Below are 15,096 nucleotides of genomic sequence, written 5' to 3'. Positions count from 1 at the left end.
GGCTTCAAGGGATTTCCCACATGAACGTGGCCGCAAGGCGAGTGACAAGCTGTGCGCTTTCGCTATTGCTGGCCGTCCTGTTCCTTTCTGCAGGCGCTGCCCGGGCAGACCCCGGCACAACCGCCGCCCAGGCACAGCAGCGCGCCAAGGCAGTCACCCAGGTAGTACTGGGTATTTTCAGTTACGCCCGCTGGCCCGTCGAACCTTCTCCTTTACGCCTGTGCCTGGTCGGCCCGACCGAGTACGCCGACGATCTCATCAAGGGCCATGTCCAGGAGTCCGGCCGGCCGCTGCAGGTGCGGCGCCTGCTGGCAGAAGACACCCAGGTCGCCCAGGCCTGCGATGCCCTCTACATTGGCAAGCTTGACCAGGGCCAGCGCGATCGGCTGTTCCAGCGTATCGGCGGCCACCCGGTGCTGAGCATCAGCGAGGCGGATGACCCATGCACGGTCGGCAGCCTGTTCTGCCTGCGGGTCAGCGACCAGCAGGTGGCCTTTGAAGTCAATCTCGACTCGGTGGCACGCTCTGGCGTGCGCATTCACCCCAGCGTGCTGCAATTGTCGCGGCGCCGGGCGGAGCAGCCATGAAGCCGACCCGCAAGCGTACCGTGCGCCCGACCCTGCGCTCGGTGCTGGGCCGTGGCCACCTCAGCGTCGCCTTGCTTGCCGTTGGCCTGGCGGGTATCTCCCTCACCCTGCTGGGCGTGCTCGCCCTGCGTGTCTATGCCAACCATAACCTGCAGTTGATCGCCCGCTCGATCAACTACACGGTAGAGGCGGCGGTGGTGTTCGATGACAGCGCCGCTGCCAATGAGTCGCTGGCGTTGATTGCCAGTACCGAAGAAGTGGCCGAGGCCAAGGTCTTCAACAACGAGGGCGAGCAACTGGCGCACTGGCAACGCGACAATACCGGCATGCTCGCGCAGCTGGAGGTGCAGGTTGCCAGCGCCTTGCTGGATGAGCCGGTCATTCTGCCGATCGTGCACCAGCAACAGCAGGTCGGGCATATCGAACTGGCAGGCCAAGGCAGGAGCCTGTTGCTGTTCCTGCTCAGTGGCTTGGCCGGTATCCTGTTCTGCACGGTCCTCAGCGCCTTGGCTGCCCAGTATCTGTCGCGGCGCCTGCTCAACGATATCACCCGCCCGCTGCGTGGCCTGGCCAGTGTCGCCCATGCCGCCCGCCGCGAGCGCAGCTTCGACCGGCGCGTGCCAGAAGCGCCGATTGCCGAGCTGAACGAGCTGGGTAACGACTTCAATGCCCTGCTGGATGAACTGGAGGTGTGGCATAGCCACCTGCAGAGCGAAAACCAGACCCTGGCCCATCAGGCCAGCCACGACAGCCTGACCGGCTTGCCCAACCGCGCCTTCTTTGAAGGGCGCCTGAGCCGCAGCGTGCGAAATGCGGCGCGCCAGCAGGACCACCTGGCAGTGCTGTTCCTCGACAGCGACCACTTCAAGCAGATCAACGACACCCTCGGCCACGCCGTGGGTGACGAGGTGTTGATCAGCGTGGCCGAACGTGTGCGCGCCCAGTTGCGCGAGCAAGACCTGGTGGCGCGCCTGGGGGGCGACGAGTTTGCCGTGTTGTTGACGCCTTTGCATACGCGCAAGGATGCCGAACACATTGCCGAGAAGATCGTTGCCAGCATGAGGCTGCCGGTGCAACTGGACAGTGGCCGCAGTGTTTCCACCTCGCTGAGTGTCGGTATTGCCTATTACCCGGATGACGGCGCTGACCCCGCCAGTCTTCTGAATGCCGCCGATGCGGCAATGTACCAGGCCAAGCGCGAACGCCGTGGCCATTGGCAAGTGGCGCAGACGGAACGGTCCGCCAATGAAATCAGGAACAGGAGTTGAACCCGTGATGCACGCTTTACGTTTTCCGCTTTGGGCCTTGTTGTTCGCCATGCTGGCGCTGACGGGGTGCCAGAGCGCACCCCAAAAGGGCCTTACCCCAGAACAGATTGCCGTGCTAAAGCGCGAAGGTTTCACCCCGACCGATGAAGGTTGGGCCTACGACTTGTCTGGCAAAGTGCTGTTTGGCAGCGATCTGGACAGCCTCAACGGCCAGAGCCAGGCGATTGTCGAGCGCATCGGCAAGGCGCTGCTCGGCGTTGGTATCCAGGGCGTGCGGGTGGACGGGCATGCCGACTCGTCGGGCAAGGCGGCATACAACCAGCAACTGTCCGAGCGCCGCGCGCAAAGCGTGACCAAGGCGCTGGTGGAGGTTGGCATGCAGGCGCAGAACATTCAGAGCCGCGGACTGGGCAGCAGCCAGCCGGTGGCGGACAACCGCACCAGCGCCGGGCGTACCGAGAACCGTCGGGTGTCCATCGTGGTAGCGTCCTACTGATCGTCGCCGCACGGGCTGTCACAATCTCCAGTGGGAGCGGGCGTGCCCGCGAAGCAGGCGACGCGGTATCTGGCACCGGCTTCGCCGGTGTTCGCGGGGAAGCCCCCACAGGATCTGTGCTTGTCCTTGGAAATGCGCAGGCCCATCGGTCACATATCCCCTGTGGGAGCGGGCGTGCCCGCGAAGCAGGCGACGCGGTGCCTGGCACCGGCTTCGCCGGTGTTCGCGGGCAAGCCCGCCCCCACAGGATCTGTGCTTGTCCTTGGAAATGCGCAGGCCCATCGGTCACATATCCCCTGTGGGAGCGGGCGTGCCCGCGAAGCAGGCGACGCGGTGCCTGGCACCGGCTTCGCCGGTGTTCGCGGGCAAGCCCGCCCCCACAGGATCTGTGCTTGTCCTTGGAAATGCGCAGGCCCATCGGTCACATATCCCCTGTGGGAGCGGGCGTGCCCGCGAAGCAGGCGACGCGGTGCCTGGCACCGGCTTCGCCGGTGTTCGCGGGCAAGCCCGCCCCCACAGGATCTGTGCTTGTCCTTGGAAATGTGCAGGCCGTCGGTCACATATCCCCTGTGGGAGCGGGCGTGCCCGCGAAGCAGGCGACGCGGTGCCTGGCACCGGCTTCGCCGGTGTTCGCGGGAAGCCCCCACAGGATCTGTGCTTGTCCTTGGAAATGTGCAGGCCCATCGGTCACATATCCCCTGTGGGAGCGGGCGTGCCCGCGAAGCAGGCGACGCGGTGCCTGGCACCGGCTTCGCCGGTGTTCGCGGGCACGCTCCTACAGGGGCTGTGTTGCCTTCGGAAATGCGCAGGCGCATCAGTCCTGGGCAAAGCGCATCTCGCGGGTTTGCCCCATCAACAACGGCGCATTCGCCTCGGTCACCCCGCGGATGTAATCCCACAGCAGGGTAATGCGCTTCAACTTGCGCAAATCCTCCCGGCAATACATCCAGAACGACAAAGAGGGAAAGGGTTAACCCAGTGATTACAAGGGCTTAACCACCATGAACACCGTTCAACAGGAGCACCCTGTCACAAGTGCTGTCACAAACCGCACCTTGCCCTTGAGGCCAAATTGCCGGTTGGCGAGCCCCTACCATTACCGACGACACGGTATCTACTATCTACGCCTTCGTGTGACGGGCAGTGTGAGTCGCACGGTGTCTGTCTCCCTCAAGACCACTGATCGCAGATGGGCAATGCAAGCATCTGATCGTCTCACCGCATCGCTTCAATCGTTCCACCTGGATCGTCCTAACGCTTCATGGAACGAGCTGCGGGAGCATCTGTTGAAATTGGTGAGCAGTACGCTGGTGTCTGCTGACGACGGCCACCCTCTCCGTCACTGGGGAGACTTGTACCGGAACGTGGCTGTTAACTCGATGCCGGTATTCGCACCACATGGTGAGGTGATGAGTACGGCAACGGAGCCGGTGGCAACCCCGATGACCTTCGATGTGCTGGCGCAGCTCTACATGGCTGATCGTGGCGGGGACCAGAAGCCCACGACCTTGAAGGAGACGACCCTGTGCCACAAGGTGATTGCTGAGAATCTGGAGGGGTTGGATTTGAGGAACCATTCCAGGGCAGACCTGGTGTCATTCCGGGAGCGGTTGGCAGAAGGCCGGATGCCTTCGACAGTGAACAAACTGATCGTAAAGCTTTCGGCTGTCTTTACCTGGGCCGTCGAGAACGGGCATCTGAGCAAGACCTACGACAAGAAGCTGAAGCTCACAAAGGGGGTTGAATCGACCCGTAAGGCTTTCTCCCAGCATCAGGTGAGCAAGCTGATGGACTATGCCAACGGTCTCCCAGAGACCTCATGGAAACGATGGCTGCTCAGCCTGGGAATCATCACTGGCGGGCGGCTGAAGGAGATATGTCAGCTGACTACGGGTGACGTTGTCACCATGGAGCCTGGCATTGTTGCCATTCACATCAACGAGGCCGGTGAGGGTAAGTCGATCAAGAACAAGCAGAGTGAGCGACTGGTGCCGCTTACTGATGGAGCATATGGATTCGACTTGGCCGCATTTTTAAGGTACGTCGATGTAGCCCGGTCTAGTGGGAGCGGATCACTCGCCCAAGTCGGTTACAGGCCGTCGGGTGAGTGGGTCAACCAGCAGGCTATCCCTGCTGCTTTAGGAGATACCTATGAGCGTGGCCTTGTCTTCCATTCACTGCGGCATTCCCTGGCTTCGCTGATGCAGGCCAAGGGGGTTCCTACCACCCACGCTCAAGCTGTTATGGGGCACGCGTCCGGTACGATTACCTTTGACACTTATGGGGCGGGGGTCCCAGTCGAGACCATTGCAAAGCTCCTCAAAGACTTGTTCAAGAAGGTTCGTATCTGACTTGAGCTCGTTTTGAAGGGAAGGTAGACGGTATGGGCAAGCCGGTTAGGCTGCTGAAATTTCAGGACTGCGAGAGGTGCATACCTATGTAGTGGACTCGGGGTTTGGCTATGCTTATTTCGACCGTTCGATGATCCCCAGTTGAGTGAAAGGCTTCGGTAGAGGCTTGTAGAAATTAGGTTTCGCTTAGTGGCAGAGGTTGGCACAATGCCACTGTGCCCGCTGTGACTCGTTCAAGCCCTCAGTCATAGGTCAGGCCGCTCAACCTATTCATGGTACTCAATTCGCGAACGTGAGACTGATTTATGGACGAAAAAGAATCGCTTCTGGTGTCTATCGCCGACACCATCAAGACCTATCGGGAAGGTGAGCTGATTCAGCCAACGGCGGACCATGTTGGGCGGTGGGCTAAACAATTCTCTGCCGACGATCAACTGTTGTTTCTTCGTGAGTTTGATCATGTAATAAAGAGAACTTTTCTCACTAAGGAAGTAGTAAAGAGCTTCTTAGAAAATCTTGTCCGTAACGAAAAGCTGGCAGGCAGTGATCCCGCTGCATATTGGGCAAAGGCCAATATTCTGACTATACAGAAGGCGGGGCAAAGTCAGAAGGAAATGGTAAAGCTGTTTGCTGAGACATTGCAGAAACAGTGTGGTCTTAATCTCGATACCTGTGGTGTAGAAGGGGGCGAGTATATCTATCTTGATGACGTGTTATTTACAGGCGGGCGTGTGGTGACCGACCTTCAAGACTGGATAGTAACGCAAGCGCCAGTAAAGGCAGTAGTAAATGTGATTGTTATCGCCTTGCATAGCAGTGGTAGTTACTATGCCAAGGATGTGCGGTTGAAGAAAATTATTCAGGACTCTGGCAAGAATATAAAAATTAACTTCTGGCGGTTGGTTGAGCCAAAGAATCAGAAAAGACAGAAGGATTCATCAGATGTACTCTGGCCTGTTGAAATTCCTGCGGTGCCAGAAGTACAAGCCTATGTGCAAGGAGAGGAAAAATTCCCTTTGGCTCTTCGGGTCGCTGGTGGAAGTCTGGGTATGTTTTCCTCAGAAGTCGGCCGGCAAATATTAGAGCGTGAATTCTTGGTGGCGGGAGTGAAGATCAGGTCGATGACGCAGGCGCCAAAAGACTATATAAGGCCCCTAGGCTTCGGAAATTTCGGTGTGGGGTTCGGTTCTATAATCGTCACCTACAGGAATTGCCCGAATAATTGCCCTTTGGCTATATGGTGGGGCAATTCACAGCTAGTTCCTGGCCCGCTTAGTTGGTACCCTTTGCTTCCGCGTAAGACGTATTCATAGCTGGAGAATATATTTGATGCGTTCGCAAAACATACCATCTAAGGTGACAGCTGGTCACCGCACGTATCTTCGTTCTGAGGTCGTTGTCGTCTACAAAACGAAGGAGGAGTATGGCGGGCTATCAAATATGGCATCAGGATATCCTGTATGCGTGAATGGAATACGCATCCTTACGTCTGAGGCAATGTATCAAGCATGCCGTTTTCCACATCTTCCTGAAGTGCAAAGGGAAATAATAGGGCAACATAGCCCTATGACCGCAAAAATGAAGAGTAAAGCCTTCCGGAAAGAGTCGCGTCCCGACTGGGACGCTATTCGCTTTAAAATTATGCGATGGTGTCTTCGGGTTAAACTTGCACAGAACTACCAAAGCTTCGGTGGCTTGCTTTTAGCAACAGGTGACTCTCCAATTGTTGAGCAGTCTAGGAAGGATGATTATTGGGGGGCTAAGGCTCAAGGCGTCGACCAAGAATTGCTGATTGGTCAAAATGTTCTTGGTCGTCTTTTAATGGAACTGCGTGAACAGCTGAAAAGAGATGATGATGGAAAGCTGAAGGTGGTTCTTCCACTAGCGGTTCCGGATTTTATGCTTTTAGGTAAGCAGATTTCTATAGTGTCTGAGAGCGCTGTGTATAAGTCCGATTTGCAGTCGACTTTGTTCTGAAAAAATAGAAAGCTAACTCTATTGTTTTTATGAGTGCGTGGTCGATCGCCTCTAATGCAAATATTCACTATCGTGGACGTTCACAGAACCACGCTGGCGAATCCAGGTGCTCAGTTCCTCGATGGCGGCTCTCAGGGCTGTCTGATTCATCATCAACAGCTCAAGGGCATCAGCGGTTGCAGCGGCCTTGTCGTCCATATCAGGTATGCTAGCGGTGATGCACTGCCCTAGAAGCTTACAGGACGTTTAGGCTTGCTTGCAGGCACTGAGCTCAATAATGAGTTGAGTGGAGGCCCACTTTGCCAGGGCGGCTCCCACCTAGAATTTTTCTACGGCACATTGCCCAGGCGGAAATATCGCCTGTGTCCAGGCAGGAAAATATCAGAGGGGAGCTGGCCAATCGGCTGAAAATTCAGCCATATGCAAGCGGTGCTTAATACCCTTTGCGGCTCAGCAGGGGGCCGTAGCCAAGAATCGGCGAATATCACAGGGGTGACGCACGCCACCCCCGAAGCGTTGCTGTAGTCGCTTCCTATAGCGTTACACAGCCGCTTTCATTGCACGCTGTACGGTGCTCAGGCTTACGCCAAGGTGCTCAGCAGCACCACGGAACGACAAGCCTTTAGTTACACCATCACCCGCAATAACAGCACGGATAGCAGCATCATCAACGGTCTTAGTGCGGCCCTTGTAGACGCCTTTCTCCTTGGCCTTGGCGATACCTTCCTTCTGGCGCTCTCTAATCATCGCCCGCTCAAACTGAGCCACCGCCCCCATCATCGACAGCATAAGGTGCTGGGTTGGATTGTCCTCGCCAGTGAACTCAAGCTGTTCCTTGTTGAACCGGATGTGGATACCACGCTTGTTTAGTTCCTCTACCAGCTTGAGCAGGTCGGCCAGGGAGCGTGCAAGGCGGTCGATGGAGTGGACAACGATAGAGTCCCCTTCGCGGACGTACTCAAGCATCGCCTGGAGCTGGGGACGGTCTGTAGTTGCCCCGCTCACCTTCTCAGTGAACACCTTGTCCAAGGTGATGCCGTCAAGCTGGCGGTCTGTGTTCTGGTCAACCGAGCTAACGCGAATGTACCCGACCTTTGCCATTTCCCTATCCTCTGTATTCATTTGCTTCTAGATGCAGAGAGTATGTGTGTATTCACAATTAAAAACAAGTCTAATGAATACGGATTTCAGAGGGTTTCTGTATTCATAAAGTCGTGGCCGCTAGCGCGTACTCAACTGAATACAGATGCCCTCAATCTTGAGGTGATCTTTCTGCGGGGCTTTCCTCCAGGCGAAGAAAAGCCCGCACATGGCGGGCTTGGGGGAGACCGATCCAAAAGTGGTTTGGTCTATCGGATTCCTCAGAAACGAGGAGTCCCGAAAAGTGGGGCGTCCTGAGCAGTGGGGAGATTTCCTCAACGGTGAGGGAAAGTCTGAGGCGGGTGAAAGATGCCTCCAGAAATGGATGCATCTCCCTGTAGGGGCTGTGGTGCAAATCAGTGTTTTTCTGAAAGGTAGGCCCTGTGGTGTAAATCCATATAAAAAATGGATATAGGCTGTGTGGGGCGGCATCTGCTTAGATAATCCACTCGCACCCCCGCGTAGATAGGGGCCTGTAGGGGTGTGATGGTACGAGAGAGTCAAGGCAGGCGCCCGAGGGCGATTAGATACTTGCTAGATCGGCTATTAGTTCGGGGTGTCCTGGAAATCCAGGAGACCGACGCAGATTTGTGTTCATCTCGGTCTGGGAAGGGTAATGACAGACTTGCTGCCCCCTGGGTGATTCATTCTCCTCAAATTGAGGAAAAAGAAATTGGCCCTGGCATCTCATCACGCTGCTGTTTTTCGAGCGTTGAATGCCCGGAACTCGTCCATTGAGAGTTCTGGTAGGCCGTCCATCCGCTGGAAGAAATTGTGAAATCTTAAGTCCCTGTCTTCCGAGGTGATCTTGTATTGCACTCGCATTGCCTCAAGGTCCAAGTCCGCTGGCCAGTATTGAACCATCTCCCGTTCGTACCTTCGCGAGATACAGCCAAAAGTGTCACCAGAGACATCCGCCGATCTGGTAGAGAATTTGACCAGCCCCTGATCCACAAGGGCCTTCAAGGTGCGGGTCAGGTTGGCCAAGTCAAAGTCACCGTAGCCCAGGTTGTCCCTCAGCAGCTCTTGTACGCGTGTCGCGTGGTGGGGCGGATATACGTTCTCTGCGGTATATATACAGGCCAGGGCTTCTAGCACCTGCCGTTTGTTCTTTGTCATTCTCATTTATGTTTTGTCCTTATTGACAAGTAGCGTGAGCTCACCTCGTTGCCGTCCTGTATTCATCCGCTGCCCCTGGGGATCACGCCCGTACAGCGTGTTGTCTTGCACAGTAATAGGTGACGTACCGTCACGCGATTATCAACCTATGCCGCTTGGCATGGTTAACAGCAAGAGCAAGAGCGGGTGGTGGCTGAGCCCCTATCCACCCTTCTGAATAGAATTGCTATCTTGCCTCACGGCATATCTGTAATCAGGGGGCAGGGTAGAAAAGCCCCCCAAAGCTTTTGATTTTAACTGTGCAGATACATGGTGACGTTCCGTCACGTTGTAATAGCTTCTACAGTTCTCAGCAAGGTTAACATCAAGATCAAGAGCGGGGAGGGGCTTGGTTGCCCCTTCTCTCCCCCTACTGTATAGAGTTGTTATCGTGCCTCAGGCACAGGTTATTATGCTGTGGCGGCTACGCCACAATGGTAAATTTGAGAAGGTCAATAATCTCAAAGCTCCGCTTTGGCGATTGTGCCCAATCCTGTCTCACGGCAGAAGTGGTCACTCCTTTTAATATTAGGACTTTCTCGACCGCCTTGTGCTCCGGGGTTTGCAGACCGATTCTTGCGTAACTTTTTGAAAATACCTACGCAAGATTTACGCGGCTATAGCGAAAGAGTCCGGTGCTTCGGCTGAGGCGTTCATTCCAGCTTGTTGAGGGGCGGCAGGTCGATACCAGGCATTGATGTATCTGTCCTGCTCGTGCTCAGTCCCCCTGAAAATCAATCGAGGGTTCAAACTGAGCTTTATCTCGCCCCTGCGGATGTCACTGTTTCGTGATGTGAAGACTCGTAGCATCTGGCTGTCAGTCAGCACTCTTAACTTCTTCATCAAATTTGATTCGGCAGTCCCTAGTGATTTCGCAAGGTCGGCCTGGGTCGTGATGATAATGTTGCGATAAAGAACAAGTCCGTGAAGTTGTTCAAGCAGCCGCAGTTGCGGAATGGTGATGCGGCAGTCGGAATTAGTACGGCGCCATTCACCATGAGCATAGTCCACTTCATTTCGTAGTGAATGCAGTTTGTGGGGCGGTAGTTTACGCCGATCAACAAAGCTTAGATGTTCCTCGAAGTCGTCAATGCTTCGGCACTTACCGAGTTCACATTTGTATTTAGTAGAGCCGGTAAATACTGATGGTGTGTCATCGTGTCCAAGAATTTCGCCAGTGCGTGTGTCGATGATGAGTCCATCAATGCTGAGGTGGCTGGGGGTGTCGATGATGACTGGTGTGGAGGTTCTGCTCTCCATGAGTATTATTCCTTGTTGTAGTTCAGGTCATAGTCAAGACTCCATATGTGCCCCGGGGAGCTGATGCTAGGAGTTCGCGATCCTAATTGCTGGATGCACGAAGCCTGATGAATTCAGCGGCCTTATTGGCTTGATCTTCCGGGCGTTCGTCGTGAGGAGGTAGCTATTATGGTGAGGCTGGAGGGAATGGCTAATCGTATTTTTGCATCAAGTTGATAGGGGCGACTACTTCGCCCGCATCTGTTCCTCAGCCCGCATCGACTTGACGTAACACCGCATCGCCCACTCGATGAACTCTCGAACTGGCATCTTGTGTTTGCGTGCGTGGTAGTTAAGTGAGTGGAAGTCAGCGGCATTGAAGCTGACCCCCAATGCCTTAGTGTGTTCGTACTGGTCACTCACGCTGCTGTCTCCATTTCAGGCTTGGCCTTACCCTTTGCAGGCTTGGCATATTCAGCTATCAAGGCGGCGTGTGCTTTCTGGCGTGCTGCTTCCACCTTATCGGCCAGGGCTTTCGCTGCCGCTGCCTCTTGCTCACGGATTTCACGGGCAAGGGTGATGTCAACCTGGCGGGCAGTCTCTGCAACGTTGCGGGCATAGCGGCTTTCGGCATATGCCTCTGCTACTTCTTTTGCAAGGACGGCTAGGTCGGCGTCAATATCTGCTTGAGGCTTCTTCAGATGAACTTTGAAGTGCAGCGGTTCATGGAATGCACCGGCGATGGTATACCCTTTGTTCGTCCACTCTAGTAGATCATTGAGAGCATAGGTAAGCGGCTTGTCGCTGAACCAATCAACGTGGACGCCTAGCTGTGGGTAAGCTGGCGACTGCGAGTGGCGGTAATACTGTGCGGTACGTTGGTCCACTAGCTTTTTAAGTTCATCGGCATTGTGTGTGAAGCACTCGGCAACGTCGATTCCGTATTTGTATTTCGTAGTCATAATTTATTTCCGTGGTAGCTTGTATTTGCGAGGGTGTTTAAACATATCTGCGATGCTCTCTCTGAAGCGATCATCGGCAATTGGTAGTTGGGTATTGCTGGTGCTGCTGCGGCTCTCTACGGCGCTCTTACGAGCCTCCAGGGCTGCTAGAAGTTCTGCCTTAGTGATGCCGCGTTCTTTTGCTGCATTGTCCAGGAACGTATCAAGTTTGGTCTGTGCTTTCTGGTTGGCCAGTAGAGCCTTGCCATACTCGACTCTTGATTGTGTGAGCTTTACCTGGAGCTGGGCGATGTTCTTTGCCTTCGCCCGGTAGTCGAGTAGGTCCGAGAGGGTGGCAACCATACCGGCAGGAAGCACGTTGTCTTCAAAGTTGTTGAGCCACGCCAGTTCTGCTGGTGTTGCCTCGACGTATTCGTACTTTGCATTGTTGCCTGGGAAGTGGTCGCAATAGCTGATAAGGGCGCCGTTGCTCTTGAGCACTTCCAAGTAAATCTTATCGGCCATTAAGCGGCTTCCTTGTCTTGTTGCTTTGTTGCTTCCTGGGCGATGAACTGTTGTTCTAGCTCTGCCTGGCTTGCAATGTTGTTTTTACGCCAGGTGCGACTCTGGCAGGTGCTTCCGCAGAAGCGAGTAAGTGGAGAGCGGGAGTAGTGTGTTCTTCCGCAACCTTCGCAAGTGTTACGTTTTAGTGGGCGTTGAGCCATATGTATTTCCTCAATGAATTAGAGTTTTGTGATGATAAAAATAACCCCGTCGCTCGGGTAGAGGTTCGGGGCAAAGGACATTAAGCAGTAGATGGGTATTGCAGGTGCACGTAAGTGCGGGGATTTGTCCGAGCGGACGAAACTTAGAATTAGTGGCCAGAATCGTTGCTCCCCTGGCCGGGGAATACCTTGAAGTGAGCGGAGCAGAGGTCGCCAACTAACCAGTACAACTATCCCAATGAAATTACAGTCATTTGCCTGGACTGATAACAGGATGCAACACGCACAAGCGTCGCCTGTAAGTTCTGCCAGCGAGTGTTAACAATTTAGGAAAGAGTGTTGCAAGAGCTTGAGACAGAACATCTCAAAAGAAGCGACTAGTATAGCAGATTCTACCAAATTGTCAATCATAATTCAGTCAGTAATGCAAGTGTTATTTTCGTTTTGTTGATAGGCGGTTCCTGGAGGTGATGGCGGTTGTCCTTTGGCTGCCATCGGGGAACGCCAGAGGTGTCACAAGTGCTGTCACAACCTCTGTCACAAGTCGTTGCCATGGCCCCCTAGCGTTGATTAGGATGGGACACCCTTACTCCTTGTCGATCTACCCCTGAGCAAAGCGCATCTCGCGGGTTTGCCCCATCAACAACGGCGCATTCGCCTCGGTCACCCCGCGGATGTAATCCCACAGCAGGGTAATGCGCTTCAACTTGCGCAAATCCTCCCGGCAATACATCCAGAACTGCCTCGTCACCTCGATCTCCTCCGGCAACACCGTGACCAATCGCGGGTCCTGCGCGGCGAGGAAGCACGGCAATATCGCCAGCCCACGCCCCTGCAACGCTGCCGTGTACTGCGCGATCACGCTGGTACTGCGCAAATGTGCGCTGGCGTTGGGGATCAGGTTGGCCAGGTACAGCAGCTCGGAGCTGAACGCCAGGTCATCCACGTAACTGATGAAGGGGTGTTTGGCCAGGTCCGTCACCTGGCGGATCGGCGCGTGGCTGTCCAGGTAGCCCTGGGTGGCATACAGCCGCAGGCGGTAGTCGCACAGCTTGCAGCACACATAAGGACCATGCTCGGGCCGCTCCAGCGCGATGACGATGTCCGCCTCACGCTTGGACAGGCTGATGAAGTGCGGCAGCGGCAGGATGTCCACCGAAATAGCCGGGTAGGCGTCGACGAAGTGGCTTAGCTGCGGCGTGATGAAAAAGCTGCCAAAGCCCTCGGTGCAGCCCATGCGCACATGGCCCGACAATGCCACCCCCGACCCGGACACCTGCTCGCAAGCCATGTGCAGCGTGCTCTCGATCGATTCGGCATAGCCCAGCAGGCGCTGGCCCTCGGCGGTCAGCACAAAGCCGTTGGTCCGCGACTTTTCGAACAGCAAGGTGCCCAGCGCGCCCTCCAGCGAACTGATGCGTCGCGACACGGTGGTGTAGTCCACGCTCAGCCGTTTGGCGGCACTGCTGGCCTTGCGGGTGCGAGCCACTTCGAGGAAGAACTTCAAATCGTCCCAGTTAAGCGCGCTCAGGGATGTAAGGTCTTTTTGCATGATGATCCGGTTTTTTTGTGCGTTCTTGTTGGATGTTTGCACATCTATACTCGAAACAAGCCTCAGGACGCCACCTCGCGTTTGCCCGGCGCTGGCGATCTCGTCCCGACAACAATTCCAAGGAGAACGCAGATGAACGCACCGCAATCCCCAAACAGCACCAAGGTCGAGCAGGTCAAGCTGCTGATCGACGGCCAGTGGGTCGAGTCCCAAACCACCGAATGGCGTGACATCGTCAACCCGGCCACCCAAGAGGTGCTGGCGCGCGTACCGTTCGCCACCGTCGAGGAAGTCGATGCAGCCGTGGCCGCTGCTCACCGCGCTTTCCAGACGTGGCGTAACACCCCGATCGGCGCGCGCATGCGCATCATGCTCAAGCTGCAGGCGCTGATCCGCGAACACACCAAACGCATTGCCCAGGTGCTCAGCGCCGAGCAGGGCAAGACCCTGGCCGACGCTGAAGGCGATATCTTCCGTGGCCTGGAAGTGGTCGAGCACGCTGCATCCATTGGCACCCTGCAGATGGGCGAATTTGCCGAGAACGTCGCCGGCGGTGTCGATACCTACACCCTGCGCCAGCCGATCGGCGTATGCGCTGGCATCACCCCGTTCAACTTCCCGGCAATGATCCCGCTGTGGATGTTCCCCATGGCCATCGTCTGCGGCAACACCTTCGTGCTCAAACCGTCCGAGCAGGACCCGCTGTCGACCATGCTTCTGGTCGAGCTGGCGCTGGAAGCCGGCGTACCGGCCGGCGTGCTGAACGTGGTGCACGGCGGCAAGCAGGTGGTGGATGCCATTTGCACCCACCAGGACATCAAGGCGATTTCCTTCGTGGGCTCTACTGAAGTCGGCACGCACGTTTACAACCTTGGCAGCCAGCATGGCAAACGTGTGCAGTCAATGATGGGGGCCAAGAACCACGCGGTGGTGTTGCCTGATGCCAACCGCACGCAAACCATCAATGCGCTGGTCGGTGCTGCCTTTGGCGCGGCGGGCCAGCGCTGCATGGCGACCTCGGTGGCCGTGTTGGTGGGCAAGGCCCGCGAATGGTTGCCGGATATCAAGGAGGCCGCCAGCAAGCTCAAGGTCAATGCTGGCTGTGAGCCGGGCACCGACGTTGGCCCGGTGGTTTCCAAGCGTGCCAAGGAGCGTGTGCTGGGCCTGATCGAAAGCGGTATCAAGGAAGGCGCCAAGCTGGAACTCGACGGCCGTGACGTCAAGGTACCGGGCTATGAGCAAGGCAACTTCGTCGGCCCGACCCTGTTCTCGGGCGTGAAGACCGACATGCAGGTGTATACCCAGGAAATCTTCGGCCCGGTGCTGGTGACCCTGGAAGTCGACACGCTCGACGAGGCCATCGCCCTGGTCAACGCCAACCCGTTCGGCAACGGCACCGGCCTGTTCACCCAGAGCGGCGCTGCGGCCCGCAAGTTCCAGAGCGAAATCGATATTGGCCAGGTCGGCATCAACATCCCGATCCCGGTACCCGTACCGTTCTTCAGCTTCACCGGCTCGCGTGGCTCCAAACTCGGTGACCTGGGGCCGTACGGCAAGCAAGTGGTGCAGTTCTACACTCAGACCAAGACCGTCACTGCTCGCTGGTTCGATGACGACAGCGTCAACGACGGTGTGAACACCACCATTAGCCTGCGCTAAGGA

At 56.1% G+C, this 15,096-nt stretch carries 14 protein-coding genes and 1 pseudogene; 7 read left to right on the top strand and 8 right to left on the bottom strand.

The window, feature by feature from the left end; genetic code table 11:
- Positions 1-20: 20 nt before the first annotated feature.
- From PRJ_RS23590 to PRJ_RS23580, 3 genes are read left to right on the top strand one after another with little or no spacing between them, the layout of a single operon-like run.
- Positions 21-587 carry a YfiR family protein gene (locus PRJ_RS23590; RefSeq protein WP_020191918.1) on the top strand — a complete coding sequence of 189 codons (567 nt, stop codon included), beginning with the start codon at positions 21-23 and terminating at the stop codon, positions 585-587.
- Positions 584-1,855 (top strand): diguanylate cyclase domain-containing protein, encoded by a 1,272-nt coding sequence (locus tag PRJ_RS23585; protein ID WP_104962573.1) that lies wholly within the window; start codon positions 584-586, stop codon positions 1,853-1,855. Before PRJ_RS23590 ends, PRJ_RS23585 begins: the two co-directional genes overlap by 4 nt.
- Before the next feature lie 4 nt (positions 1,856-1,859).
- Positions 1,860-2,351, top strand: a complete 492-nt coding sequence (locus tag PRJ_RS23580; protein WP_104962572.1) for an OmpA family protein — start codon at positions 1,860-1,862, stop codon at positions 2,349-2,351.
- An 814-nt stretch (positions 2,352-3,165) separates the two neighbouring features.
- Here the strand turns inward: PRJ_RS23580 and PRJ_RS23575 are convergent.
- Positions 3,166-3,303 (bottom strand): annotated as a pseudogene (locus PRJ_RS23575) (LysR family transcriptional regulator); the annotation flags it as partial.
- 244 nt (positions 3,304-3,547) lie between these two features.
- Here PRJ_RS23575 and PRJ_RS23570 point away from each other — a divergent pair.
- The 3 genes from PRJ_RS23570 (at position 3,548) to PRJ_RS23560 (ending at position 6,679) form a co-directional block, all read left to right on the top strand.
- Positions 3,548-4,702 (top strand): tyrosine-type recombinase/integrase, encoded by a 1,155-nt coding sequence (locus tag PRJ_RS23570; RefSeq protein WP_104962571.1) that lies wholly within the window; start codon positions 3,548-3,550, stop codon positions 4,700-4,702.
- Positions 4,703-5,007: 305 nt separating this feature from the next.
- Positions 5,008-6,015, top strand: coding sequence for a hypothetical protein (locus tag PRJ_RS23565; RefSeq protein ID WP_104962570.1), 1,008 nt, complete (start codon positions 5,008-5,010; stop codon positions 6,013-6,015).
- A 16-nt stretch (positions 6,016-6,031) separates the two neighbouring features.
- Positions 6,032-6,679 carry an NADAR family protein gene (locus tag PRJ_RS23560; RefSeq protein WP_104962569.1) on the top strand — a complete coding sequence of 216 codons (648 nt, stop codon included), beginning with the start codon at positions 6,032-6,034 and terminating at the stop codon, positions 6,677-6,679.
- Between the two features lie 51 nt (positions 6,680-6,730).
- Here the strand turns inward: PRJ_RS23560 and PRJ_RS30765 are convergent, their stop codons facing one another.
- The 7 genes from PRJ_RS30765 to PRJ_RS23530 form a co-directional block, all read right to left on the bottom strand.
- Complete coding sequence (locus tag PRJ_RS30765) at positions 6,731-6,877, bottom strand: hypothetical protein (protein WP_177429902.1); 147 nt, start codon at positions 6,875-6,877, stop codon at positions 6,731-6,733.
- Between the two features lie 342 nt (positions 6,878-7,219).
- The gene (locus PRJ_RS23555) at positions 7,220-7,780 is read right to left on the bottom strand and encodes a recombinase family protein (protein ID WP_104962568.1); all 561 of its coding nucleotides are present in this window, start codon (positions 7,778-7,780) and stop codon (positions 7,220-7,222) included.
- 729 nt (positions 7,781-8,509) lie between these two features.
- Positions 8,510-8,944: a hypothetical protein gene (locus PRJ_RS23550; protein WP_104962567.1), complete on the bottom strand. Its 435-nt coding sequence runs from the start codon at positions 8,942-8,944 to the stop codon at positions 8,510-8,512.
- Between the two features lie 642 nt (positions 8,945-9,586).
- Entirely contained in the window at positions 9,587-10,237 is a 651-nt protein-coding gene (locus PRJ_RS23545; protein ID WP_104962566.1) for a hypothetical protein, read from the bottom strand.
- Positions 10,238-10,635: 398 nt separating this feature from the next.
- Entirely contained in the window at positions 10,636-11,178 is a 543-nt protein-coding gene (locus PRJ_RS23540; protein WP_104962565.1) for a hypothetical protein, read from the bottom strand.
- A 3-nt stretch (positions 11,179-11,181) separates the two neighbouring features.
- The gene (locus PRJ_RS23535) at positions 11,182-11,682 is read right to left on the bottom strand and encodes a hypothetical protein (RefSeq protein WP_104962564.1); all 501 of its coding nucleotides are present in this window, start codon (positions 11,680-11,682) and stop codon (positions 11,182-11,184) included.
- A gap of 801 nt (positions 11,683-12,483) precedes the next feature.
- Positions 12,484-13,434, bottom strand: coding sequence for a LysR family transcriptional regulator (locus PRJ_RS23530; protein ID WP_104962563.1), 951 nt, complete (start codon positions 13,432-13,434; stop codon positions 12,484-12,486).
- A gap of 132 nt (positions 13,435-13,566) precedes the next feature.
- On the opposite strand from PRJ_RS23530, the gene PRJ_RS23525 reads away from it, so the two are divergent.
- Positions 13,567-15,093, top strand: a complete 1,527-nt coding sequence (locus PRJ_RS23525; protein ID WP_020191922.1) for a CoA-acylating methylmalonate-semialdehyde dehydrogenase — start codon at positions 13,567-13,569, stop codon at positions 15,091-15,093.
- Positions 15,094-15,096 lie beyond the last annotated feature (3 nt).

The sequence above is a fragment of the Pseudomonas sp. XWY-1 genome, assembly GCF_002953115.1.
In the GTDB taxonomy this organism is placed as follows: Bacteria; Pseudomonadota; Gammaproteobacteria; order Pseudomonadales; family Pseudomonadaceae; genus Aquipseudomonas; species Aquipseudomonas alloputida.
This window is presented reverse-complemented; position numbering and strand designations above follow the sequence as displayed.